The organism is Paenibacillus sp. FSL R10-2771, from assembly GCF_038000205.1.
GTDB classification, from domain to species: Bacteria; Bacillota; Bacilli; order Paenibacillales; family Paenibacillaceae; genus Paenibacillus_AQ; species Paenibacillus_AQ phytohabitans.
On sequence record NZ_JBBOBM010000001.1, the window covers coordinates 4,411,044 to 4,435,695 of the forward strand.

Consider the following 24,652-nt stretch of genomic DNA (forward strand, 5'->3'; position numbering starts at 1 on the left):
GTTGAATAAAAATCATTTTGGAATTATCTTAGGTATTCCTACTAATAAACTTGGAAATGGAGATAAGCCTGATGCTGCCCCACCCTAATGCGTCTATCAAAAAACAGGTCTATGACCGCATATCCTATCTGGGAACTGCCTCCAAAGCCGATTTGTTGAATGATTTTGCACTGACCAGCAGCAGTATGACACGTCTTCTTGATGACATGTCATCCCAGGGGTTAATTATTGCCTCCGGGCTGGGAACCTCCAAAGGCGGGAGGAAGCCCATCCTGTTCCAGTGTAACCCGGCATACAGGTATCTGTTCGGGCTGGAAATTTCCCGCATTCATTCTTCACTTGGCTTGTATGATATGCATTTCAATCTGCTGTCTATGACCCGGTGGATAATGGATGATCGCATGACGCCCCCGCTGCTCGCGGATCATGTTGCGGACAGTGCCCGGGCTCTTCTGTCGGAGCACGGAATATCGCCAGGCAGCGTTCTGGGGTTGGGGATAGGCGCTGTTGGTCCCTTGAACTCAGAACGCGGGATTATTCTGGAGCCGGAGCACTTTCCGGCCGCCTCCTGGACAAATGTCCCCATCTGCGAAATGCTGGAGGAACGGCTTGAAATACCGGTCAAGCTTGACAATGGCGCAAACTGCGCCCTCATCGGTGAGCACCGGGCTCTCAAGTCCAACAATTATAAGCACATCCTGTATGTACATGCCGGAACAACTATAAGGTTCGCGATGATGTCCGGCGGCCATATCGTTCGGGGAGCCTCCGGCGCAGAGGGTGCGCTGGGTCAGATGATTATCCAGACCAACGGCCCCAGACTGCACGGCAAAGGAAACTACGGAGCCCTTGAAGCCTTCGTGTCTGTTCCGGCGCTGGAAGAGCGTGTACGCACACAGTTAAAGATTGGACGCAGCAGCTTACTAGCGGAAATTTCTCCGGAACAGGTCACCTTTGCCTCCTTATCTGAAGCTCTCCAGCAAGGGGACAAGCTCGTTACTGAACAATTCACGGAATCGTCTGCGTATCTGGGGATCGGGCTGGCTAATCTGATTAATACCCTTCATCCGGAGTGTGTCGTTCTGGGCGGCCCCCTGGTCCGGGCACATCAGCTTGTGTTCGACACTTCGGTTGAGGTCGCCAGGAAGAACACTTATCCCTCCCCCGAGAACAGTCCGTTTTTTACGCAAGGATATCTTAAAGAAGAGGCCGTAGCCACCGGAGCGGCCATCATGCTGCTAAATGACTGGTATGTGGAATAAATAGGAAGACAGGAGGGGATTGCTGTGTCTCTCAATTGCGCTGCCGGTTCTCAGTCCGGTTTAGGTGTCATGTGGAAGACGGTATCAGAGGATTGTAATCTGGCTTGCGACTATTGTTATTACAGTACCTGTGGAGGGAAGCCCGGACCGGCAATTAACCGGATCGATTCTTTCGTTCTGGATAAATTCATCCAGGATTATATGCGGCACAGCTCAGGCAGTGCCACCTTCGCCTGGCAGGGCGGAGAACCGCTGCTGGCAGGTCACGAATTCTTCGAAGAAGTCGTATACCGCCAGGCCCTGCATGCCCCGCCGCATACGGTTATCAGTAATTCCCTGCAGACCAACGCTACACTGATCAGCGGGCGGTGGGCTGCCTTCTTCAAAACTTATCATTTTCTGATCGGAGTCAGTCTGGACGGCCCGCAGCAGATTCATGACTCACGCCGGGTGAATGCCGCAGGCAAAGGCAGTTATAGTCAGGTGATGAACGGCATCGGCCATCTTCGCCGGCACCAGGTTGACTTTAATATTTTGACAGTAATTCATAAAGGCAATGTGGGCAAAGCCCGGGAACTGATGGCGTTCTACCGGGAGCAGGACTTCCGGTTCATTCAGTTTATCCCCTGCATGGACTTCAGAGCCCAGCAGGTTGATCAGCCGGGGGAATATGAAATTTCAGCGGACGAATACGGGGAGTTCCTGTGTGAAGCCTTCGACGAATGGTATCAGGACGGCAAGCCCGAAATATCGGTACGGTTCTTCGATAATATGCTCAGCGTCTACCTGGGCGGGGAAGCGGAATCCTGTGTACACCGCGCTGCATGTCCTTCAAGCCTGGTGCTGGAGCAGAACGGGGACGCCTTCCCCTGCGATTTCTACATCAATGAGGAGTGGAAGGTCGGCAACGTTGCCGAAGATTCCATTGCGGATATGCTTGCCCATCCCAACTTTAGGCGGTTCCACCGGATGAAGCCCGCTCTCCCGGACAAATGTCAATCCTGCGAATGGCAGCGGTTATGTTATGGCGGATGCCCCCGGAACCGGAAATGGAACACGGAGGAAGGCCGCAGCGGTCCCGATTATTTTTGCCAGAGCTATATGCGCATCTACGCTTATGCTGATGAGAGAATGCAGCTTCTGGCAGACCGGCTGCGTCTTCCCAGGGTCATGCCTTAACTTGTTCCGTAATTAATAGTCCACCGCCATTCTGTTTCTTACCTCCCCCTGTGTTAAAATAAGACCAAGTTTGTTGAACCTAAGGATAATTTTGTGCGGGACACATATATATGGATATATTTTCATAAACAGGCCTATACCGCAATAAGTGAAGGAGGGCTATATGAGCAGAAGGACTGCCGGTTCCGGCGGCACATTCACATTCATCAAACAGCTGCTGCAAAAAATCAAAGCCGATGATGTCCAGGGGATCAGCGCACAGCTGACCTATTATCTGATTCTGTCGCTGTTTCCCTTTCTGATCTTCATTATGACCCTGATCGGGTACGCGAATATTTCCCTGGAGGACAAAATCCAGCAGCTGGAACAGGTGATGCCTGCCGAAGCCGTCTCTATTATAGAAGAGATTCTGCAGGATGTGTCCGAGGGACGCAGTCAGGCGCTGTTATCCTTCGGGATGCTGGCTACACTCTGGGCCGCTTCCAAGGGGGTCAATGCAATCATTAAGGGGCTCAATCGCGCTTATGACATTGATGAGAGCCGGGCCTTCTGGAAAATTAGAGGGATCGCCTTCCTCGCTACCCTGACTATCGGTTTTGTCGTACTGCTCAGCATTCTGCTGCTTGTCCTCGGTACCTGGCTCAAGACACAGGTCTTCCTGTTGACCGATCTGCCTTACGGTTTCCAGAAGCTATGGGATCTGCTGCAATACGCCGTGCCGCTGCTGGTCATGTTCATTGTGTTCACCCTGCTCTACTGGATCGCCCCAAGCCGCAGGCTGGCTCTGCGTGAGGTGGTGCCCGGTGCGCTGTTCTCGACCCTCGGCTGGATTATTACATCAGTTCTATTCTCCATTTACGTCAATCAGTTCAGTGATTTCACCAAAACCTACGGCAGTCTCGGAGGTGTAATGATTCTGCTCATCTGGCTGTATATCAGCTCGATTATTATCCTCGCCGGAGGCGAGATCAACGCGATCCTACTCAAACGCAAGGTTGACGGAGCAACGGTAGAATAACCGGATTATCAATATTTTTAACAGCAACTAACTTGGGGCTGCAGCCGCTGGGATCAGAGGGATGCAGCCTCATTCGGCTCGTTTGCCCTGTCATGGGCACATTGTATTCGGGTTTTCGCATACATTCGGCTCGTCCACCCTATCATGGGCACATTGTATTCGGTTTTTCGCATGCATTCGGCTCGTCTACCCTATCATGGGCACATTGTATTCGGTTTTTCGCATACATTCGGCTCGTCTACCCTATCATGGGCACATTGTATTCGGTTTTTCGCATACATTCGGCTCGTCTGCCCTATCATCGGCACATTGTATTCGGTTTTTCGCATACATTCGGTTCATCTACCCTATCAGGGGCACATTGTATTCGGTTTTTCGCAAGGTGTACGATTCCTGTACAACAAGACAGGCAACCCCCCGACGCCCGGGAGATTGCCTGCTTGGAAACAGCTATTAGCTAAGCATCATTTTGCTTCGTATCTCAGTGATACCTCACCGGTTTTCCCTCTTCTCCTGCCGCCGCACCCGGATCACCAAATTCTGTTCCGTCTGCGGGATCCGGCAGATAAGCGCCTTCCTCCTTCAGCCGCTTGCGCAGCACAGCTACATCCACTGCATGCACGTCATAATCCGGCAGATTCGCAGCAAGTGCTGCGGCAATCCCGGCCGCTTCGCCCATCGCCAGACAGACCGGCATCACCCGGACACTCCCCTGCACCTCACGGACACAGGAGATCGAACGTCCCGCGACCAGCACATTCTTCAGTGAACGCGGCGTCAGGCAGCGGTATGGAATGCCGTGCGATTCTCCCGGACCGTAACGTTTAATGACCTCCGGCTTGCCTCCCGCCTGCTTCTCTTCCTTCTCCGTCCCATGGATATCAATGAAGTAGCTGTTGCGGCAGATTTCATCCGCGAAGCTGCGGCGGCTAACGTAATCATCCACACTCAGCACATAGTCTCCGGTAATTCTCCGCGTCTCCCGTACCCCCATCAGCGAGCCGGTGTTGGCTACATAAGAGCTGCCGAACGCAGCAGGCATGAACTCGGCCAGGGCATCCCTATAGACGGAGGCCAGCTTCCTTCCCTGCATTAATGCAGCGGATACGGAGAAGGCATCCGTATTATCCACATCCCATAGATGCCCCGCGTTGAAGCCCACCGTCCGGGGAGCAATGACATTGTTACAGATATGCGAGTCCGGAATCAAGGGGAATTTGCCGGAGCCCAGAATATCGAAGATCGGGCTGGTTTTATTATTGTTATGCAGCAGCGGACCGTTCAGATAAGCATATTCATCGACATTGCCCAAGGTAAAACAGTGCGTGGCAGGCATCAGCTCACCGGTTGCCGTATCACCCTTGAGATATTCCGCTCCCGCCCAGGCCGCTACATCGGCATCGCCCGTGCAGTCAATATAGACCTTGGCCTTCAGCGCCTGCAGTCCATTCTTGCTGGCAGTGATCAGCGCCAGCACATTACCTTCCTCATCCGCCTCCACGGAACCCAGCTGCGTATGGAACAGCACCGTTGCCCCGGCTCCGGCTACCAGCTCATCATAGATGACCTTGAGCTTCTCCGGTTCGATCGGAACCCAGTCCATCGCCTCTTGGCTTACATGCGGCATCTGCGCCTTCAAAGCTTCAAACACCTTCATCGCCAGTCCCCGGTAGATGATCGTCTTCATGTCCGAGAACGGGCACCAGGCCGGCACAAGTCCCGATGTGCCCATTCCGCCCAGGCTGCCTGTTCCTTCGATCAGCAGTGTCCTTGCCCCTTCCCGGGCTGCGGCAGCGGCCGCCGTACAACCCGCCGGCCCGCCGCCTGCAACGATGACATCCCAGGAATCCTGCAGCGGAATCTCACTGCTCCGCATCCTGTAGCTGTTCATTCTTTTACCTCCTAAAATGTTTTCTTTGACTCTATTTCTCCACTGTAGCATACCAGTCATTCACCTCTTTGGTGCTGGCCTCTCCGCCTGCAGCTTTATATTTCTCGGCGAAATCAGCCACGGCATCCGGGGACTCTTCACCGACAATGACTTTGACGGCAAAATCATTAATCATCTGATTCAGCGAAGCATTGTTCTTCGAATATTCCGGCAGGGATGGCGCCAGCGCCAGCGGATCGGCAATTCTTGCTTCCGCCGGAAGCTCATTGTTCAGGTAAGAGAAGCCTGCAAACAGGCGTGCATCCTTCTGCACCCGGGCCTGCCAGTAGATCGGGTACAGCTTCTCGTCTATACCGGTCAGATAATTGCTGGCGTTGCCGCGTTCGTCCGTGAACAGCGGCAGGATCGGGCTGTATACGCCGTCTTTATACGTATGATGTTTGCCTTCTTCACCGATGGCAATCAGTTTGAAGGTTTCTTTTTCCAGCTTGGCGTTGATCCATTTCATCGCATCTTCAGGATGCTTCGCAGATTTCGGAATGAAGGTGATGCGGTCGAACCCGCCGCTCATGCCGAGGCCCATTTGACCGTCTTTGCCTTTGAGGGCAGGAAGATATGCGTATTTGGCGTCAGGGAAGTTCTTGGTCAGGGCATCGGCAATCCCGGGAATGTCGTACCATGGCAGCTGAATAACCCCGATCTTGCCGCTGGTGAATTTCTCCTTCAGGGTAGCATCCTTGTTCACGGCAAACTCCTTATCGAGCAGCCCCTGCTCATACAGATCGGACATATATGTCAGATATTCCTTGAAGCCCGGATGCAGCGGGGCCGGAACCAGCTGGCCGTCCACCGTATTCCAGCTCGTGCCTATTCCGAAGGCACCTGTAATATTCGCCGTTGTTGCCAGTGCACCATCGATTGACATCGGGGCGCCGCTGTTCCCGGTTCCTCCAGGATCTTTCTCCTTGAAGGCCTTCAGCACTTCGGTGAACTCATCCAGCGTAGTCGGCGTCTTCAGCCCCAGCTTATCGAGCCAGTCCTGGCGGATCATCAGATCGGCACCGGCAAATTGTGAGGAGCTGTTGGGAATACCATAGATTTTGCCGTCAATTTTCATTGCATCGAAGGACGCCTGGGAGATGGAAGCTTTGATATTATCGCCGAACTCCTCGATGAGCGGGGTCAGATCCACCAGTGCGCCCATTTTGGCATAATCGGTATACACGGCTTTTTCACCGGAAATGGTAATGACATCATACGGCTCGGCAGAGGAGATCAGCAGATTGAGCTTATCCATCGCCTTGTCGGCGGGAAGCATCTCATACTTCACCTTATAGCCGGTCCGCTCTTCGATCACCTTGGCCAGCGGATACGTATTGTAATCATCCTTCGACCACAGATTAAGCGATTTCAGCTCCGGCTTGGCAGCATTCTCTGACGTTGCCGGTGCGGCAGTTGCTTCTGCAGAAGCTGGTGCTGCTGTTGAAGCGTCCCCCCCGTTACTATTCGTGTTGTTAGAAGAACCACAGGCAGTTGCAGCGAGCAGCAGCCCGGTACTCAGCAGGAGTGACAGCCACTTTGTCTGTTTCATTAAGATAACCCCCTATAAGTTTTGTGAGCTTAAGCTTCCAGTCTTACTTCGTTCAAAATCCGCCTCAGCCTTTAACCGAGCCAATCAGCACGCCTTTGATGAAATACTTCTGCAGGAACGGGTATACGAACAGAATCGGGACCGTCGAAGCGACCACCGTTGCCGCACGTATGCCTTCCGGTGACATGTTCATCAGATCATCCACACTTTTATTGACGGCGTTGGCTGCACTGGCGTCCATCACCACATCCTGCAGATAGAGCTGCAAGGTCTTAAGCGCGGTATCGTTGATGTAGATCATTGGCCCGAAGTAATCATTCCAGTACCCGACGGCATAAAAAAGCGCAATCGTGGCAATCACCGGCATACTGAGCGGCAGAATAATCCGGAACAGAATCGTATACGTCTTGGCTCCGTCAATCCGTGCGGACTCCTCCAGGGCTTCGGGAAGACTCTCATAGTAGCTTTTGATCACCAGCATGTTGAACACACTGATCATTCCGGGCAGGATAAGCACCCACAGATTATTGATCAGATGCAGCTGGCGCATCAGCAGATAATTGGGAATAAGCCCGCCGCTGAACAGCATCGTGAAGATGAACAGCACCATGAAAAAGGAGATGCCCGGCAGATTCCGTTTGGATAACGGATAGGCCGTCAGTGCTGTCATTAAGATGGAGATCAGGGTGCCCACTACCGTGACGCCTACGGATACACAGAACGCCCGGATGAACATTGAGGAAGAGATAACCTCCCGCAGGGTGTCGAGCTGGAAGCCTACCGGCAGAATGCCTACTTTTCCCGAAGTAATCGCCCATTCCTCACTGACCGATTTCGATAATACGTTAACCAGCGGCAGCAGCATCATCACTCCGAGTGTGATCAGGAACAGGTAGACAAAGATATCGAGAAGCCTGTCGCCTTTGGTTCGTTTGGTCATGGATTATACTGTCTCCTTTCCCGCCTACCAGATTCCGCGGTTCAGCAGCTTCCGGCTGATATAATTTCCCGAAACGATGAGGATGAAGCCTACTACCGAGTTGAACAGGCCCACCGCGGTGCTGAAGCTGTAATCCATTTTGCCCAGCCCGATGCGATAGACGAAGGTGCCGATCACATCCGCTGTCTCATAGACTACCGGATTGTACATGGTCAGAATCTGCTCCGTTCCCGCATCGAGCACCGAGCCCAGCCGGAGAATGAACATCAGCACCACAGTCGGCAGGATACCCGGCAGTGAGATATGCAGCATTCTGCGGATTCGCCCCGCCCCGTCAATGGCAGCCGCCTCGTATTGCTCCTGATCGATCCCGGCAATGGCGGCAATGAAGACGATCGCGTTCCACCCTGATTCCTTCCAGCCGGCCGTAAAGACAACCACACTGCGGAAATAATCATTGCTGACAAAAAAGCTGACCGGTTCTCCGCCGAACCACTGAATGATATTATTGACCAGTCCGCCCGAGGTGGAGAGGATGGTGACGAACAAACCGGAAATAATCACCCAGGACAGAAAATGCGGGAGATAAATAATCGTCTGGATCGTCCGTTTGAAGAACATCAGCCTGACCTCGTTCAGCACCAGCGCGATGAGGACCGGCACCGGGAACAGCAGGACAATCTTGTACACACTGATAAGCAGTGTATTCATGAATACCCTTCCGAATTCGTCCGATTGGATAAGCTTATGGAATTGCTCCAGCCCTACCCATTCACTGCCTCTGATGCCCTCGAAAATGTTGAAATCCTGAAATGCGATCAGCACTCCGTACAGCGGTGTATATTTGAAGAGCAGCAGAAACAGCAGACCGGGTATCAGCAGCACATAATAATCCCTGTTTCTCCAGGCGAGCCTCCACTTGCTGGCGGACCTGATTCTCGTTGCCTGAAGTTTGCTCTTCCGGTCCAAATCCGTGACACTCCCACCCAAGTTCATTCACCCCCATCTGTTTGTGAGTTGATTATACTGAGAAACCGGGGGGCGGTTGTAGGTGGTAATCTGATTATTTCTGGTCTTACGCGACTGTATATCAGGCAATCTGCTTATTCTAATGGAACCGCTTTAATTCTGATGTTGATCACAGTTCCTTGGCCGGGCTCCGTTTCAATGGACAAGCCACACCGGTTGCCGGCAAAATATCGTATCCGCTCGTTGACATTATAGAGGCCGAAGGAGCCCGGCATCCCGTCACTGCGCAGCTCGGAGGAAGGCTCCAGCAGCAGCCGTCTGGCCTGCTCCGGACTCATGCCGATCCCGTCATCGGACACCGCCAGAAGGATATCCTCCTGCTCCCGGCGGGCTGTTATGGCGATATTCCCCTGCTTCCTGCGGGTTTTGCGGATACCATGCAGCAGCGCATTCTCCACCAGCGGCTGGAGGGTAAGCTTGGGAATCATATACTGTTCAAGTCCCGGCTCTACTTGGACGCTGAAGGTAAAGGTGGACGGAAAGCGGTTCTGCTGAATCTCCATGAACACCTTGGCCAGATTCAATTCATCGGCAAGGCTGACATTGTCGCGGCCCTGATTCAGGCTGAGCCGGAAATAGCGGGCCAGCGCCTCAATCATCTGGCTGGTATCCTCCGCATCATGCGAAATTGCCGACCAGTTGATCATATCCAGCGCATTATAGAGAAAATGCGGATTAATCTGGGCCTGCAGGGTTCTCAGCTGCGCCTCCCGCTCCTGCATCTTCGCCTGATAGGATTCCTCCATCAGAATGTTGACCTTGTGAATCAGGTGGTCCACACTGCGTTCCAGCAGCCGGAAATCCCCCCCTGGCATCGTCCTTCTGTCCTCCAGCCAGCCGATGCCCTCCTTGCGGATCATCCGCAGTATCATCTGTACTCTGCGCTGCATGTTCTGCACGAGGAACATCAGCAGCACAAACACGAGTACCAGGAACATGACCGTGATCCCTGCCAGCGTGGCAATGCTGGTGAACTGGTTCATTGCCGTTGCCCTATGCGAAATCTCTGATTCAGAGACTTGGGAGATCATTTTCCACCCTGAAGTTCCGATCGTGGTATAGACCACATTAACCTCTTCACGCCCAAGGGTCCGCTTAACGATTCCCTCCTCCGATTGCTTAATCGTATCCAGCAGTTCTTCCGGCAGCATGCTGACTTCCCGCGGACCGTTCTCTCCGGTGCTGTAGATCAGCCGGCCCTCACTATCCAGAAGATAAGGGGCATAGCTGTCCGAGAAATGAAGCTCTGACATGACTTCTGCGATCAGATCCTGGGATACATCCATCACCAGTATGCCGATGGTCTCTTCATATGCCTTCGGATTGCGCAGCATCCTTGCGACAGAGAAAATCTTTTTGTCACCGAAATCGATATAACTCTCCTCATACACCCCGGTCCAGACCATACCGCCCCCGGCCTCCAGCACCTGCCTGTACCACGGATAATGCTCTATCTCAGATAGCGGATACAGATTCACCCGGTCCCCTCCGTACATCCGGGAAGGATCAACAAAAAACCGCAGCCGGAAAATATCCTCATTCTCCTGGGCGGTTTCGGCTAAATTGCGCAGCTCCTTAAGCTGGTTAAGCTCATCGGTGATGCTGTCCTTCTGCTGCAGATTGCTGTAGAGCACCTGGTTCATGAAGACCGAATTGCTGCTGTCACGGATATGATCCAGCTTATAGGTCAGATTCATCCCTGCCTGCTTAAGGGTCAGCTGCATCGTACTGGTGACTTCTTGCTCCAGAATGTCACTGGACCGCTGATAGAAGGAAGCCAGCATGACTGATACCGGCAGCAGAATGAGTATCACATAGGCAATCAGCCACTTTCTCGCCGCAAGAATCCCCTGGCCCAGTCCGGTCAAATAGCTCCAGCCCTTTTTCACTGCACAGCCTCCTTATATGGCATGCTTACATTCCTGTGCGGCCTGATCTTCATAGGATTGCCCCTGCTCATAGACTCTGCTCCCTGTAGGCGCTGGGGGTAATTCCGGTTATTTTCTTGAAAAGCTTGCTGAAATGGCTGGGATCGCTGTAGCCAACGGCATAACAGATTTCGTAGAATTTGTTCTGCGGGTCTCTAAGCAGCTTCTTCGCCTGCTCGATTCTGACCTTGGTCAAATATTCGAACAGCGTTTCGCCCGTTTCCTGCTTGAACAGCAGCCGGACATAGGTCGGACTGAGATAGACGCCTGCCGCAATATCCGCCACTGCCAGATTCTCCGGGTACCGTTCTCCAATCAGCTGACGGACCCGTTCTATCACTTCGCTTGTCTTGCCGCTGCGCTTCATCCCGACGAAATCACAGACCTCAAGCAAATAGGCTTCTGTATATCCCAGCAGATCCTGCATCGTCTCCTGGCGCGCAACCTGTTTCCAGGCGGCCGTCTCGCGTTTTTCCCATTCCTCCGTCATTCCGCCAAGCTCCAGCAGCACCTGGCCGGACTGCAGAATCAGATGCAGACTGACATTCTGCGCATACCGCGCCCCTTGTCCCCGGTTCTGCCCAAGTAGGCTGAAGATGTCACTAAGCTCCGTCTGCAGACGTCCGCGGTCTCCGGATTTCAGGGCAGACCACACCCGCTCCCCCCACTCCGGCTCGTACCGGTAACGCAGATTCTCACCGCGCTCTCCGGACACGATATTGTCCATGGTCAGAATACGGTTTTTGCCCAGATACCACTTCTGGTCAGCTGCATCCCTCGCCTGTTTATAGGAGGACGGGATCTCCGGCAAGTGCTCAACCCCCTCACCGACACCGATGGTTACACTGAGCTTCAGCCATTGCCGCAGATTGCTGCGGATTGATTCTGCCAGCACCAGCAGGTCATTCTCGGGAGATTCGCTGAACTCCTGCGGCTGCAATTGTCCGGCCAGCAGAATCCCGACGTACTCTCCCGGCTCCTTCTCGAAGGTCACGCCGCGCATCTGATTGTCAATCAGCTCCTGGATGATGTTCAGCACCGTATAGGACAGCAGCTGTCTGTCCTGCTCGCTGCGGGTGTCCAGCACCTGCGGCACATCATCGAGCAGAATGACCATGAGGATGTAGCTGTCCGCCGCGAGCTGCTGCAAGCCCAGAAATTCCAGTTTGTCCTGAATATGCGCGGTATGAACACCATCGCTGATTACGGACAGCAGGAACTTCTCGCGCAGCAGCGGCATGCTCTGCGTCAGCTTCACCTGCATCTCCTTGATCCGCTTGCGCTCCTGCGTCTCCGCATCCAGCGCAGCAGTCACCTTGCCCATCACCACCGACAGCTCCTTGCGGCTAACCGGCTTAAAAATATAATCCGCCGCATGCATCTGCAGCGCGGACTTAAGGTATCCGGCATCGTTGTGGCCGCTGATGAAGACGATCTTGGCCTCCGGCAGCAGCGCCCGTACCTCAGCCGCCATGCGGATGCCGTCCATTGACGGCATCTGGACATCCGTCAGCACGATATCCGGCTTCAGCTCCCGGATCAGCGCCAGCCCAGTGTCCCCGTCATCTGCGGTTCCAACCAGCTCAATCCCCTGTGCCGCCCAGTCCACATAGGTCCGCAGCCCGTTCACCACCGAAGGCTCATCATCCACAATAACCAGTGTTTTCATTACCTTGTCCCCTTTAATAGTGAATCTGTCCAGGTTAGACGGAGTTTAACGTTATAATGGTGCATATGGAGAGTAAATGGTTTTTACTGGATTGAATAACCTGCTGACCTGAATTTCTACATCCAAAGTGCATCTCCTGCAAGAAGCCCATAAATAAGGGGCCGACGATGCAAGCAGACCACGAATAACAGCACATAGGCAGCACAAACAGCCGTTCCACCCGGACTCAGAATCCGTTATTTCGGGAAAAACAGCTGTTTTGCCGGCTTCGCGGACTGAGATTCCGCTATGCGCTGAATGATGGGATTAATTCTGGTGTTCTAAGCTGAATAGGCGATTCTCAGTCCGCTTCATCTCTAAATTGGCTGATCGGCAAAATAAGGTCCCTACAGTCCGCCACGGTTTGATGTGAGCGATCAGCATCTCAACTCTACATCACTAATCGCATCTCTCGCTACCACAATCAGCGCCTCCACTCCTAGCATCAATCCCCCCTCTACCCTTCTTCACTCACCGTGTAAGCCAGGCAGGCAAGGGCTTCCGCCTGCTTGAAGCCTTCCCCAATATACAAAGCCTGCGCCCGTTCGTTCTCTGCATTCACACACAGGATGGTGCGCGCATACGACTGTTCTCCCGCGAACCAGAGTGCTGCCCGCAGCAGAATTCTGCCGAGTCCTCTCCCCTGAGCCTCCGGCAATACTGCCAGCGGCCCGATACTCATGGCAGGCTCATCCCCATACTCATCGGCGCAGCCGCGTACAATTCCCACAGCTTTGCCGTTATGGTACAGTATCTGTAAACCGCCTTCGATATAGTCGGCTCCGCTGATCATCTGCTTCACCATCGCTGGTGTGGCGGGCGTCTCGTTGCCCTGAAGCTTAGCGAAACCGGCATTTCGCACTTCACACCAGACGGCTTCATCCAATCCGGCGCGGAAGGGAATGAGCTCGTAACCGGCGGGCAGGCTGACCTCAGGAATATGCGGCTCCTCTCTCACGAGAACATAAGTATACCGCTCCACCGCAAACCGCACGGCTGCCAACACCTCCATCGCCGCAGTATTTACCGCGGGAATAAACAGATTCAGCTTATCCATTCCGGCAGCATGGGGCAGAATCGCCTCCAGCAGATCCTGATATACCTTCACATCTGCGGTGTCCGCATGAAGGATTCTGAATCTGGCCTTGCGCCCTCTGCGGCTGTAATCATTCAGAATGAGCGAGGCTGCTGCGGTAATTTGACCTGAGGAATTGGCAACAATATATGTAGGTTGGTCCGGTGAAAGCCTGAATCCGGCAAGCTCCTCATCGATCAGATAAGAATCATCCAGTTCGTCCCGGTGCTTCCGGCAAAAATTCAAAAACGCCTCCACTCTGCTCTGTTCGAGTGCTTCAGCTTTCATCATTCTCATCCTTTCCCTTTCAGCATTTCCTTTTCTAAAATAACAAAATATTGATTTCGCGCAAAGGATAAAATAACACTATGAAACATTCACTGATTGCAGCCATTACCAAAAGCCTGCTCCGCACTTCGTTATACCACTTCACCCGGGCCCGGAATTTGCCCGCCATGGCTGCACTTGACGCATTATTCGCCCCAGCCGTATTAAGTCCAGATCATGCAGCCGGAGAACGCAGAACTACAGCCCTCCAGATTGAATACGCCGGTCAGCCGGTTGTCCTGAATTCCCATCTGCGCATCACACCTGAAGCAATGGACCCGGACACAACCCCTGAAGAATTCCGTCTCTGCCTTGACCGACATGTCTTCTTGTGGCCGACCTGGCGGGATTGCCTGGCGATGGCGGCGATGTATTCCCGCAGAGAGCCCGGCGAAGTTTTTGCCATCCTAAAATTCGACGCCAGCGAGCTGCTAACCGATCAGTTTGATCGGATCAAGCTGTCCAAATACGATTCCGGCAGCTCTCCCAGATTCCCGCACCGGATGTCCTACCGCAAAAGCTGCGGGATGCTGCTGCCCCTTACAGAGTTCATGTCAACAACCGGGCAGGCGATACCGACCAAACCATCGGAGATCAAGGAAGTGCTGGTCGAAGGACAAATATCCCCGCTCAGCCGGTATTTGCAAACGGTTTATTGTTCGGAACCGCAGCTGGTTCCTGAGATCTGGCAGCCTGTATGTCAACCGCTGACTCTGACGGCACATTAATTGCCGCTAGCCTTGAAACTTATGTCGCATCGTGATATAGTCACGTTATGACATAGTCACGGCAAGACATATTATATTGAAGGCCATGAGTTATGCACAATGAACTGGCGAAGCAGGTGATCGTGTTGTCCACAATGGATAAAGTGCTGAAAAAGTACGTGCCGATGACAGAGACGGCCTTCTATATTCTGTTGTCCCTAACCATACCCCGCCACGGATATGGAATCATCAAGCATGTGGATGAGCTGTCTGAGGGACGGCTTAGACTGGGTTCCGGTACGGTATATGGAACTTTGACGAAGATGAACAAGGATGGTCTGATTGTTGTATTCGCTGATGAAGAGAGAAAAACGGTGTACGAGGTTTCAGATCTGGGGAAAGCAGTAATGCGCGCAGAAATCAGCAGATTAAAGGAACTTCACCGCAATGCCATTACCAGTGAGGAGGAATTTGTATGAAAAGGGTATTTCGGCCCTTCTGGAGCTACGACCTGCCCAAGTCAGAAGCCTGGCTGGCCGATATGGCGAGTCAGGGTTGGGTGCTGACGGAGTGGAACCTGCTGCTGCGGCAGTTTATATTCCGCCAGGATGAGTCGGTTCAGCTTACCTATCAGATCGGTTATGCTCCATCCTCCCAGCCTTCCATGTCTTCCTATCTTGCTGCTGAAGGCTGGAGCAAGCGTCTGCAGCAAGGCAAGTGGAGCGTCTACGAGAATGATCGGCAGCCGTCACAGATTAAGGCCTACCCTTCCCGCAAGGATGTCTTGAGGCGAAACCGCACAATCTCATATATTTTTATGGGAATACTTCTTTATTTGCTGCTCATTGCAATGATTCCGCTGATTGCTCTAAGCTTCTCCTTGACCCAGGATGCTCCGCTTCAGGTACAGCAAAGCCCTATGTGGGCGGTTACCTGGGCCGCAGCAGCCTTGGCTGTGATCCTGCTCGTACTTGCAATCTATTCGATTATTAAACTCCGGGCAGCCAGCAAGGGGTTACTCTTGAATCATGAGGAATTCAAGAAGTCTCACGATCCGCAGAAGCCAGCGGGTGTTACGATGAAGAGGTTGAAGTTAGGCTGGATGTACGCTCCTGACCGGCTGGAGGAATGGCTGGAGGATAAGGAACGGCTGGGATGGAATCTGTATAAAGTCGGCCCTGGAGGCACCCTGTTCCATTTCAGCCAAGGCAGTCCACGTATAATGAAGTATCACGCCGACTATCAGGTCATTGGCGATGAAGAGTATTTCGAGCTGCACCGGCAGGCAGGCTGGCATAAAGTATATAGCTCATCCTCTTCTCTGCAGAAATGGACCCTCTGGAGCCGGGAGGAGTTGGATCGTGCTGAACAACCGGAAATCTACAGTGACCCGTATCACCGCTTGAAGCATGCCCGTAAAATTGCCATCAGCTATACAGCATTGTTTCTTCCGACGATTCTGCTCTACAGCCTGAATGTGACGGCATTTATTGACGGCATGCTGCAAGACGGAATCACCGCTTCCCGGGCATGGAATACTTCACTTATGTTCCTCTGTATCCTTCTCTTCGGCTCGTTCGCAGGCAGAACCTGGCTGTATTACCGGCGGCTTAAGAAGCTGTAGTTATTGCACCGCAACAAAAGGCGTATACCGGAAGTCATGCTCCAAACGGAGCAGGCTTCAAGGATACGCCTTAAGCATTTATACTTACCTTATTTCAGAAGAATTGCGGATATTGCTTGGACATCACCTGTACCCGTTCCAGCAATGTATTGGAATGCTCCATCACAATCTTGCGCATTCCCTCCACGTCACGCTTGCGGGTGGCCGCTACCATCTTCACATGTTTATCAATATCGGATTGCTGCACGCCCTCCATCTTGCCATAGAGCAGACGGATACGGTTATAGTGCGAGGCTACCTCTTCAATCGTGAACCAGGATAGCTCTTCCCCGGCCGTCTGAAAGATCAGCTGGTGGAAACGATTATCCTTGAAGTAAAATTCCCGGAAATATTTCTTATCCATATATTTCTTCTGTTTGTTAATCAGTTCCTGCATCGTATCTGCTACAAGCTCACTGCACTTGCGGATGAATTCATCAATCACGGCAGATTCAAGCGATGTGCGGATGAACCATTCCTCGCGGACCCGCTGCAGATCAATTTTGGAGACTACTGTTTTGCGCTGAGGATATATTTCCACCAGTCCAGACTGTTGAAGGCGGACTACTGCTTCCCGTACCGGTGTCCGGCTTACGCCATAGCGTTCAGAGAGCTTCTGCACACTGACATCCATTCCCGGCTCCAACGTCATATTCATGATGTCTTCTCTTATTTTATTGTAAGTTACATCATTTAGTGAATTACTGTTATTAATAATCTTCAACGGGTTCCCTACACCTTCCTGAACTCACTCCTAGTACATCACGATATATTTTCTCCGCACTGGCAGCATCATAGCTGTAATACAACAGAACATCCAGAATAAACGGCGGGTAGCTGAGTCTATTCAGTTCCTGTGTAAAGGCCATGGCTCCTACTTCACTCAAGGTGCGTATTGTAGAATAATTCTTGAACCCAAGCAGGTTCCATAGCAGAATCTTCTCAGTCCGGGTGTAGATTTCATGTGCAAACTGGTCTTCTACAAAATGAAAAATTTCGTGTCCAAGGATAGTATTCATTATACCAGCTTGCTGAAAAAGTTCAACTAGCGCCTGCTCTTCCTCCTGGACCAGCTCCGCCGCTCTGCGCACAGGCTCCTCCATAATTTCGATTGTGTACGGCGGGGTATAGCAGGCAAATAGCACACGTTTCCCTGTCATAAGCGCACTTTGAAATTCTAGCTTCAGCTTCAATTTGTCCGCGATCACGCGGACATCACGGGTTCCGTATTCACGGATGATCCTCTGTGCATAGGCTTTGCCGCAGGCATTAGCCTTGGCAATCATCTCTGTCTTGGTTTCAAGCAGAATGCGCCGGTTCAGAATGTCCCTGGAAAAAGCGTACAGCCCCCAAGCCTCATCCTCTACTTGCAGCAAATCACGCATCATTACACCCAGCTTCATCTGCACCTGCATGCTGCCCCCATTCTTCATTCCTTCATTAATATGGCTATGAATAATTTCAATAGATTAGCGTCAGCTCTGCTTGACATTGGCAGCGACAACGATAACCTCCGTATCCGGCTCAAACGTGGAAATTTCGATATCCATCAGCAGCTCCAGCTGTTCGAAATCGGAAGCGGTAAAGTCCATCACCCGGGCACCGATACACAGATAGAAGTCCGGCCGGGCAATCAGTTCAGTCTGGTAGACGGCCATAGCCTCCCAGAGCTTTTTGACGGCATTCAGGTAATCTCCGGCAGTTGTCTTAAGGGCCATCGCCCGGCCTCGTTGCACCTTAATGAACCCTTTGGTGTCCAGAATGCGGACTGCACCCGCTTCACCGGTCTTCTCAACCTTTTCGCCGAAAATGCTGACATACCTCGTTTTCTCAAGCAGCTGTGTCCGGTCGATGGAAATACGCATATCCTTCGCGGCCAGCTCGCGGAGCTCCGCTTCATCACATTCCTTCAGCAGCTCGGTCGTCTTCACTTCCGTGGAACCGGTAGCAATCGCGGTAACCTTGGAGGTCTGCGGATCGATATCGATATGGATCTCGATGCTTTCCGGAGTGGCTCCGCTCTGAATCGCCTTGTTCATCGCTTCCATTTTGAGTGCGGCAATCACTTCTTTGGAAGGTGACGGAATGATCCGCTCTACCACGTCCCGCACCATGGACAGGGCAACACCGATGGACGAGATCACCTCTGCATTCTCAGGAATGCTGTATTTCAGACCCATTTTCTCAGAGAAATAGACGATCAGCGAAGCGGCTCCCCCGCCAACTCCCACCAGGGAGATCTGGTCTTTCTCCAGTTTGTATTTCTCGGCCAGCGACAGGATGATCGGTTCGATCTTCGCATACGCTTTTTCCATAATCTGCTTCGCAATATCCTCGACCGTGGTTCCGCAATAATCGGCTAATGCCTGCATCGCCCGTCTGGCGGCTTCCACATTCCCGTAGGAGAAATGCTCCGGCTTCACAAGGCCCAGCACGTTCGCAGCACAGGAATTCGTGATCGTCACACGCTCCCCGTTCTCCAGACGGATGGCGACATAATCTGCCGGATCACCCGGCTTAGGTGAGAAAAATTCCACCTTGGCGCCCTTAATCTTGTCCGGGTCGGTAAATACCGAATAATCCAATCCGCCGATATGTGCCGATCTGGGGCCGACATCCACTACTCCGCTTTTGTTCGCCCGGATCATGGAGCCGCCAGCAACACCGAGGACGCGCACATCCAGTGAATTGACATAGGTCGGATGACCGCCGACGATGGAATAGTCAATGGCCGGACGGCCGTTTTTGATAACCCCGATATTGGTTGTGGTTCCACCCACCTCGAAATACACACCGTTAGAGGCTCTCAGATACATCAAAGACCCCATAACTGAGGCTGCGGGACCCGACAGCATCGTAAGCACAGGACGTTTCTTCATTTCGCTGATTTCCATAACCCCGCCGTCGCCTCTCATGATCATCAGAGGTACATGGACGCCGGCTTCCCTTACAGACTGTTCGGTTGAATTGGCGGTATCCAGCATCTTGGGCAGAATACTTGCGTTGATCGCTGCCGTTCTCGTTCTGCGGGTGAGTCCGTACAATTTGGTGATATCGGATGCCATGGTGGTCGGAATGCCTTTTTTCTCAGCTTCTTTATAGACGAGCTCTTCAGGTCTGCCATTATCTACGCCAAAAGCCATGGAAGGCACAATCACCTGTGCACCCTGACGCTTAAGATCATCGATGACCTGCAGCACGGAGGCTTCGGACATTTTCTTAATATTAATGAAGCTATTGTAGATTTTGATCTCTTTGCTATTGCCCAGATCGATGTTCTGCAGTTTGGTCTGACGTTTGGCCAGCCAGCCTTCAAGACCGCCCTTAGCCATGCCAATGATGCCAACCTGTGCGATATCGCCTTCAATCAGCGCATTGGTTGCCTGCGTTGTGCTGTGTGCAACGAAGACTACATCTTCCGGCTTGATGTTATTTTCCTTCAGACAATTCTGAAAACATTTCACAACACCGGCGGCTACACCTCTCGCATGATCATGCGTAGTCTTGACGGACGATTTCCCGATAATTTCATGTGTTTCGTTGTCGATGGCAACTGCTTTTGTATGTGTTCCACCGACGTCGATCCCCATTCTAACCATTTTACCCATATGATTTCTCCGTTTCTCTTCATTAAATTGTACTGAAGGTTGAATAACCGGCTCCTGACGGACAGGGACGCAGCAGCCGGTTCATTTGGATACAAGCGGTGCTACACCAAATTGCCGTACATGAAGAATACAATCGCGCAGAGAATAATCCCGATAATCCAGCCTGTAGGAATGGACATCTTCATATATTCCTTGGCCGGAACCTTCGTATATCCGAAGCCCCAGGCTACCCAGGATTGGGTAACGTCCAAATGCTGCGGCGCTACTGTAGTGATGGCGAACAAAGGATACAGGAACTGTACAGGCCAGGCTGCGGTAGCCACAACTACTGCCAGAATGGCCGAACCGGAACCGACCAGGTTCATCGGGCCGCGGAAGAAGCCAAGCGGTGTCAGGATGGCGAATACGATACAGAGCAATAACGCCGTCTGAGGCATTGCACCATCAAGCAAGGTTTTGAAATAAGGGGAAGCATAGGTTGCCGCATTATTGAACATGGACAATGTGAGCAAGAATCCGATCATCGGCGCCACATCGATAGCCCCGTCTGCGAATTGCTTAGACAGCATTCTGCAAACGCTTGCAAAACCTCCCTTTAACTTGCCGCAGGTCAGTAAGGCGAACAGACCGGCAACGATAAACCCGAAGATAATCGGAAGCTTGAACACCACCACACCGATTACTGGAAGGATGATGGAAATCCAGGAGATTGCTGGGGCGTCAACCGTAGCTCCGGCATCCGGAGTGGCTGCCCAGGCACGGGAGACCTTCTTGTTCATGGATAGGTTAGATACCACCAGAACAACAATCAGGGAGACAGCCATCGCAATCATGCCGAATTTGAAATATGTATTGTAGTCGTAGCTGGCATAACTTTCATTGGCTGTGGCAAAAATAGCCTGATACTGCTTGAAGTTAACAATGTTCCCGAAGATACCCGCCATAATGGAGCCCATGAAGGAGAACAAGGCAATCGGTGAAGGAATACCCAGCGACAGCATGATCGGCAATACGATTACGGCAATGGAGATTACCGGACCGATACCGGTCATAGAGGTGAAGATTACCGCAGTAACAATACATAAGAGCGACATCGTAATTCTTGGTTTGTCTCCGCCGAGCTCTACCACCTTACGGATCAGCGTTGCAGCAATTCCTGTGTCGATCAAGACTCTGCCGAAGAAGGCGCCGAAGAAGATGTTAACCAGAATCGCTTTACCGTAGTTCTCCGGACCCGTCTGGAAGACGTTCGTCAGGACATCAATAAAGGTCTTGCCCTCCATAACGGAGGTTGGATGAATAGAATTGCCGATCAGGGCAATCGAGGTCCACAGGACCGACATGACGAAGAAACCCACCATGAGGTTATACCCCTTGACGCAATACCACACCAATCCAAAAAATGATAAAACCATAATGAAACCGATTACAACATTAGCCACATCCACAAAATAACCTCCTGTAATAGGAATATATGAATAACATGCTAACATGCTATATATCCTCACTGACATGTTAGTTTGTCTCGGGAAAATATTAACATGTTAGTTGCTCGGGCGTCAATACAATTCTGCGCGGTGAATTCCACTGCCTTGTCAGCCTCAAAAACACTGATAAACGTTGATTCTGCCGGGTGAACCGGTGACTTATCCGCAGGCAAAAAGTGCGATATTAACATGATACCTCCTTATCAGGAGGAGTTACTGTCAGGAAGGACACACGTGGGGATAATTAGTGCTGGGTATGCTGGCGCTAGACCGGGTGGATGATTCGAGGCGGATCGGTGACCTGAGGCTAATAATGACATATGGCGGATGGATGACGTGTGGTGGGAATAGATGGATTGAAACCAGCTGGGTTGGAGCGGTATTGATAAAGGATGGTTAGCTTGGGTTGGGATGAAAAAAGTTGTTGGCGCTTCTGCCGCTGACGGCTGAAGTGAAGCTGGGAGCGCGGTTAGGGGTTGGGTTGGGTTGGGTTGGGTTGGGTTGGGTTGGGTTGGGTTGGGTTGGGTTGGGTTGGGTTGGGTTGGGTTGGGAGTTAGTTGGTTAGTTGAGGTTGGAAGTTTGAGTTATCGAACTATACGTCTATGCTGCCACTACTCCTTGCGGACACCAGAGACGTTATATCCGGAAAATAGGATGTTTTATGAGTCTTGCGGACTGAGATGCACTTATTCCATCAAACTATCGCCCTTTCTTTGCCATTTATCCTAAATAACGCCTCTCCTGTCCGCAAGTCCACCACATAATCGCGTAACGAACAAGCATGTCACATTGATTAAGCTCGTCCTCTGAATAAGATAATTCTGGTCGCAGACCGTACCGAAAAACACTTTAGAATGCACTTATATCCATGTTTGAAATGATTTATTGACCATCTTTACATTGTTCATTTTTGCCCAACTCTTTAAATCCGAGATACCTTTATCTTCATCCTTTGAATACCTGAATGCCATATCCAATGGGACGATCTTCCTCCTGTAAGGTAATATCCCAATAACAGGTTTAAAGTATCCCCTGATCATTATCACTTTAATATCCTTTGAATCAACAATATTCCCGTTTAATATAATTTGCTCATTAGATAAGCATAACTCGGTTAGTTTCTTAAAAAAGGTTCTGTACAATGCAAGTAATAGTAGAACTAAACCCAAAAGAACCACTGTTAACGAAGTGTAGAATACCCCACTCTGATCCCATAATCTCACTACAAGAACAGATTGACTCGATATAATAGCAATCATGCCTATAATGGTTCCAATCCTTGATGGATTTTTAACTGGATACTTTATTTCCGTCAACGTTGTCCCTCCTGGTCAAATCCCTTTTCTTAGAATACCATGCGAAACTCCCGGTGCTAAGCTTCTTTGATTTTCCTTTCAATTACGTAGAATAATAAAAAACCGAACATCAGACCGCTAATTGTATGAGCTGTTGTTCCCGGAGTGATCACAAGGTAGCCCAAAGGTAAATCATAATAAGAAATAGATAGACCCGACCAAAATAATAATGGAAGTAAAGAGACATAGAGTGAAGGAATGCCGAATATACAGAGCTTAAGCCAATTTATTGTCCATTCTCCACTCTTCCGCAGTAATTCAAAGAATCTTAGCAAACCGAGTAATAATCCAAAGAAAATCGGAAAGAGAACAGAAAAGACAACGCTGGTTTCAAGTTGATAGGTCTTAATTGCTTCTTCCTTTAAAAAATGTTGGTATTGTAACCCTAAAACAAAAACTAAGCTCACTACTACTAAGAATCCCAAATAAATAAACAAGTCATTTACCCATACCTTCTTCATTAGTTCACCTCATATTGTTTAGGATCATGACACCTTCAATCCTCTAAAATTTGCACATTCTTAGCTGTTCTTCGCTGGGAGTCTGATAGATTCGGGAATTCGAATAGGTCGAATGCAACTTTTTGACCCTCTTTAAGAACCCGCAAGCCGTTCGGCAGCCCAACAGGGTCTGGTAATATTTCGCTAAAATGAACAAAGACATGGTTGCCGTCCGCCCCGTCTAACATTATCCGCCCGTAACCTTTATCTTCCTTGAACCATTTGACAATCCCCCATCGTCTTTCTCCCATTATAAAAATCCCTCCTTCACATTCATAAAATAATATTAAGTATTCCGCAGATTAGCTGATTAAAATAAGATTCATCCATCCATTTTATTCTAGTAGACTTGCAACTGAATTGGTATAGCTCTCTACCCAATGCGAAAATGGCAACTCATTATCCCAAGTAACCATATTCATTGCTTTTGCACAGCCCCAATCCAAGACTCGTTGATGAAGCATATGTACTTTGATACGTTTTTTTAAGGCTTCCTTTTCTTCTGAACCATCGAAATAAACTTTTAAAAGATGACTAGCGAGTTCGGCTTCACCGTTATCTAAATAGATCGTAATCATCTTTATCAAATCAGAAATAGGGTCTCCAAAATATGAATTAGTGAAATCAAATAAGCCGCTTATTTCCCAGCCCTTCATTCCTGGGTGTATGAGGAAGTTTCCAGGCTTGAAATCGCCCATCACGAAGCTTGGAGAGGTAAAATCATCAAAAGCCTCTTTGGAGTCCTCCATTAATAAATTGGCCCATCTTAAATCTTCATCTGTTATTACTGAATACTTCTTAGCATCTTCTAACCAAAACTTAATTCGATTGTACAGCCATATCGTATAACTTCCCTCAAAGGCAGCAATATTGAGATTATTGGTATCGAGTTCGCCGAAGCGGGTAACTTTCCAGCTATGCAGATCAGCTAAAGTCTTCGCAATTAATTCTGCTATTTTGAACTTGTCTGCTGTACTTAGTGTGATCTTTAGATGTTCTGAATTCATATGTTCGCCTTGTAGGCAAGGCATTAAAAAGTAGCTCCATCCAAATATCTCTTCTGAATCATCGATTATATAGGAGTAGGAACAGTTACATTCGTTCTTTTATGTATGTTTTCTATAAAGTACTTTTCCTCAATAAATTGTCCGGGATACAATGGATTTCCTTTTAGAATAAATTCTCCTTCGTTTGAGGAAACATACATCGTTTGTCCCATAGCACCATTCACAGTTTTTTGGAAAGAAATAAGTTTACCTAAATTAAATTTATCAAGCATCAACTGCATTTGATCGTCATGTACTACCCCTAACTTATTTGATGCAAAAATTATTGCAGCAGTCACATAATGACCTCCTTTTATTTGCCCAGTCTGTTGAGGCTT

General features: G+C 50.6%; 22 protein-coding genes. 6 read left to right on the forward strand and 16 right to left on the reverse strand.

All coding sequences use genetic code 11. The annotated features are described in order from the left end of the window. Nucleotides 1–71 precede the first annotated feature (71 nt). The 3 genes from NSU14_RS19040 to NSU14_RS19050 all read left to right on the forward strand — a co-directional run bounded on the left by NSU14_RS19040 (nt 72) and on the right by NSU14_RS19050 (nt 3,459). Nucleotides 72–1,262, forward strand: a complete 1,191-nt coding sequence (locus NSU14_RS19040) for an ROK family protein (RefSeq protein ID WP_076244280.1) — start codon at nt 72–74, stop codon at nt 1,260–1,262. A gap of 24 nt (nt 1,263–1,286) precedes the next feature. After that, complete coding sequence (locus NSU14_RS19045; RefSeq protein ID WP_340946800.1) at nt 1,287–2,441, forward strand: anaerobic sulfatase maturase; 1,155 nt, start codon at nt 1,287–1,289, stop codon at nt 2,439–2,441. 163 nt (nt 2,442–2,604) lie between these two features. Further along, nucleotides 2,605–3,459 carry a YihY/virulence factor BrkB family protein gene (locus NSU14_RS19050; protein WP_042135811.1) on the forward strand — a complete coding sequence of 285 codons (855 nt, stop codon included), beginning with the start codon at nt 2,605–2,607 and terminating at the stop codon, nt 3,457–3,459. A 481-nt stretch (nt 3,460–3,940) separates the two neighbouring features. On the opposite strand, the gene NSU14_RS19055 is transcribed toward NSU14_RS19050, so the two are convergent. The 7 genes from NSU14_RS19055 to NSU14_RS19085 form a co-directional block, all read right to left on the reverse strand. After that, on the reverse strand, nt 3,941–5,350 hold the full coding sequence (locus tag NSU14_RS19055) for an FAD-dependent oxidoreductase (RefSeq protein ID WP_340946802.1): 1,410 nt from the start codon (nt 5,348–5,350) through the stop codon (nt 3,941–3,943). Nucleotides 5,351–5,381: 31 nt separating this feature from the next. Continuing rightward, entirely contained in the window at nt 5,382–6,941 is a 1,560-nt protein-coding gene (locus NSU14_RS19060) for an extracellular solute-binding protein (RefSeq protein WP_340946804.1), read from the reverse strand. A 64-nt stretch (nt 6,942–7,005) separates the two neighbouring features. Next, nucleotides 7,006–7,881 carry a carbohydrate ABC transporter permease gene (locus NSU14_RS19065; RefSeq protein WP_039309035.1) on the reverse strand — a complete coding sequence of 292 codons (876 nt, stop codon included), beginning with the start codon at nt 7,879–7,881 and terminating at the stop codon, nt 7,006–7,008. Nucleotides 7,882–7,905: 24 nt separating this feature from the next. Continuing rightward, entirely contained in the window at nt 7,906–8,850 is a 945-nt protein-coding gene (locus tag NSU14_RS19070) for an ABC transporter permease (RefSeq protein WP_039309037.1), read from the reverse strand. Between the two features lie 134 nt (nt 8,851–8,984). Beyond that, nucleotides 8,985–10,799 (reverse strand): sensor histidine kinase, encoded by a 1,815-nt coding sequence (locus NSU14_RS19075; protein WP_340946807.1) that lies wholly within the window; start codon nt 10,797–10,799, stop codon nt 8,985–8,987. 67 nt (nt 10,800–10,866) lie between these two features. Beyond that, nucleotides 10,867–12,507: a response regulator transcription factor gene (locus tag NSU14_RS19080; RefSeq protein ID WP_340946809.1), complete on the reverse strand. Its 1,641-nt coding sequence runs from the start codon at nt 12,505–12,507 to the stop codon at nt 10,867–10,869. A gap of 496 nt (nt 12,508–13,003) precedes the next feature. Further along, nucleotides 13,004–13,912 (reverse strand): GNAT family N-acetyltransferase, encoded by a 909-nt coding sequence (locus NSU14_RS19085; RefSeq protein ID WP_197074353.1) that lies wholly within the window; start codon nt 13,910–13,912, stop codon nt 13,004–13,006. A 77-nt stretch (nt 13,913–13,989) separates the two neighbouring features. On the opposite strand from NSU14_RS19085, the gene NSU14_RS19090 reads away from it, so the two are divergent. From NSU14_RS19090 to NSU14_RS19100, 3 genes are all read left to right on the forward strand, one after another. Then, nucleotides 13,990–14,676, forward strand: a complete 687-nt coding sequence (locus NSU14_RS19090; protein ID WP_336102987.1) for a DUF7002 family protein — start codon at nt 13,990–13,992, stop codon at nt 14,674–14,676. Nucleotides 14,677–14,768: 92 nt separating this feature from the next. After that, nucleotides 14,769–15,134 carry a PadR family transcriptional regulator gene (locus tag NSU14_RS19095; RefSeq protein WP_231575337.1) on the forward strand — a complete coding sequence of 122 codons (366 nt, stop codon included), beginning with the start codon at nt 14,769–14,771 and terminating at the stop codon, nt 15,132–15,134. After that, nucleotides 15,131–16,279, forward strand: coding sequence for a DUF2812 domain-containing protein (locus tag NSU14_RS19100; RefSeq protein ID WP_042135797.1), 1,149 nt, complete (start codon nt 15,131–15,133; stop codon nt 16,277–16,279). The genes NSU14_RS19095 and NSU14_RS19100 overlap by 4 nt, the downstream gene beginning before the upstream one ends. A gap of 94 nt (nt 16,280–16,373) precedes the next feature. Here NSU14_RS19100 and NSU14_RS19105 read toward each other — a convergent pair whose 3' ends face one another. From NSU14_RS19105 to NSU14_RS19145, 9 genes are all read right to left on the reverse strand, one after another. After that, a complete protein-coding gene (locus NSU14_RS19105; RefSeq protein ID WP_039309052.1) occupies nt 16,374–17,042 on the reverse strand; it encodes a GntR family transcriptional regulator in 669 nt (222 codons plus the stop codon). Beyond that, entirely contained in the window at nt 17,029–17,751 is a 723-nt protein-coding gene (locus tag NSU14_RS19110) for a hypothetical protein (RefSeq protein WP_340946813.1), read from the reverse strand. Before NSU14_RS19110 ends, NSU14_RS19105 begins: the two co-directional genes overlap by 14 nt. Before the next feature lie 42 nt (nt 17,752–17,793). Continuing rightward, nucleotides 17,794–19,926, reverse strand: a complete 2,133-nt coding sequence (locus NSU14_RS19115; RefSeq protein WP_340946814.1) for a hydantoinase/oxoprolinase family protein — start codon at nt 19,924–19,926, stop codon at nt 17,794–17,796. A 101-nt stretch (nt 19,927–20,027) separates the two neighbouring features. After that, entirely contained in the window at nt 20,028–21,374 is a 1,347-nt protein-coding gene (locus NSU14_RS19120; RefSeq protein WP_081956470.1) for a citrate transporter, read from the reverse strand. Nucleotides 21,375–22,273: 899 nt separating this feature from the next. After that, entirely contained in the window at nt 22,274–22,729 is a 456-nt protein-coding gene (locus tag NSU14_RS19125; protein WP_340946816.1) for a hypothetical protein, read from the reverse strand. 56 nt (nt 22,730–22,785) lie between these two features. Then, nucleotides 22,786–23,229: a hypothetical protein gene (locus NSU14_RS19130; RefSeq protein ID WP_340946818.1), complete on the reverse strand. Its 444-nt coding sequence runs from the start codon at nt 23,227–23,229 to the stop codon at nt 22,786–22,788. 35 nt (nt 23,230–23,264) lie between these two features. After that, on the reverse strand, nt 23,265–23,519 hold the full coding sequence (locus tag NSU14_RS19135; protein ID WP_340946819.1) for a cold-shock protein: 255 nt from the start codon (nt 23,517–23,519) through the stop codon (nt 23,265–23,267). An 84-nt stretch (nt 23,520–23,603) separates the two neighbouring features. Beyond that, nucleotides 23,604–24,275: a phosphotransferase family protein gene (locus NSU14_RS19140; RefSeq protein ID WP_340946821.1), complete on the reverse strand. Its 672-nt coding sequence runs from the start codon at nt 24,273–24,275 to the stop codon at nt 23,604–23,606. Between the two features lie 65 nt (nt 24,276–24,340). Further along, nucleotides 24,341–24,613, reverse strand: a complete 273-nt coding sequence (locus tag NSU14_RS19145; RefSeq protein WP_340946822.1) for a hypothetical protein — start codon at nt 24,611–24,613, stop codon at nt 24,341–24,343. Nucleotides 24,614–24,652 lie beyond the last annotated feature (39 nt).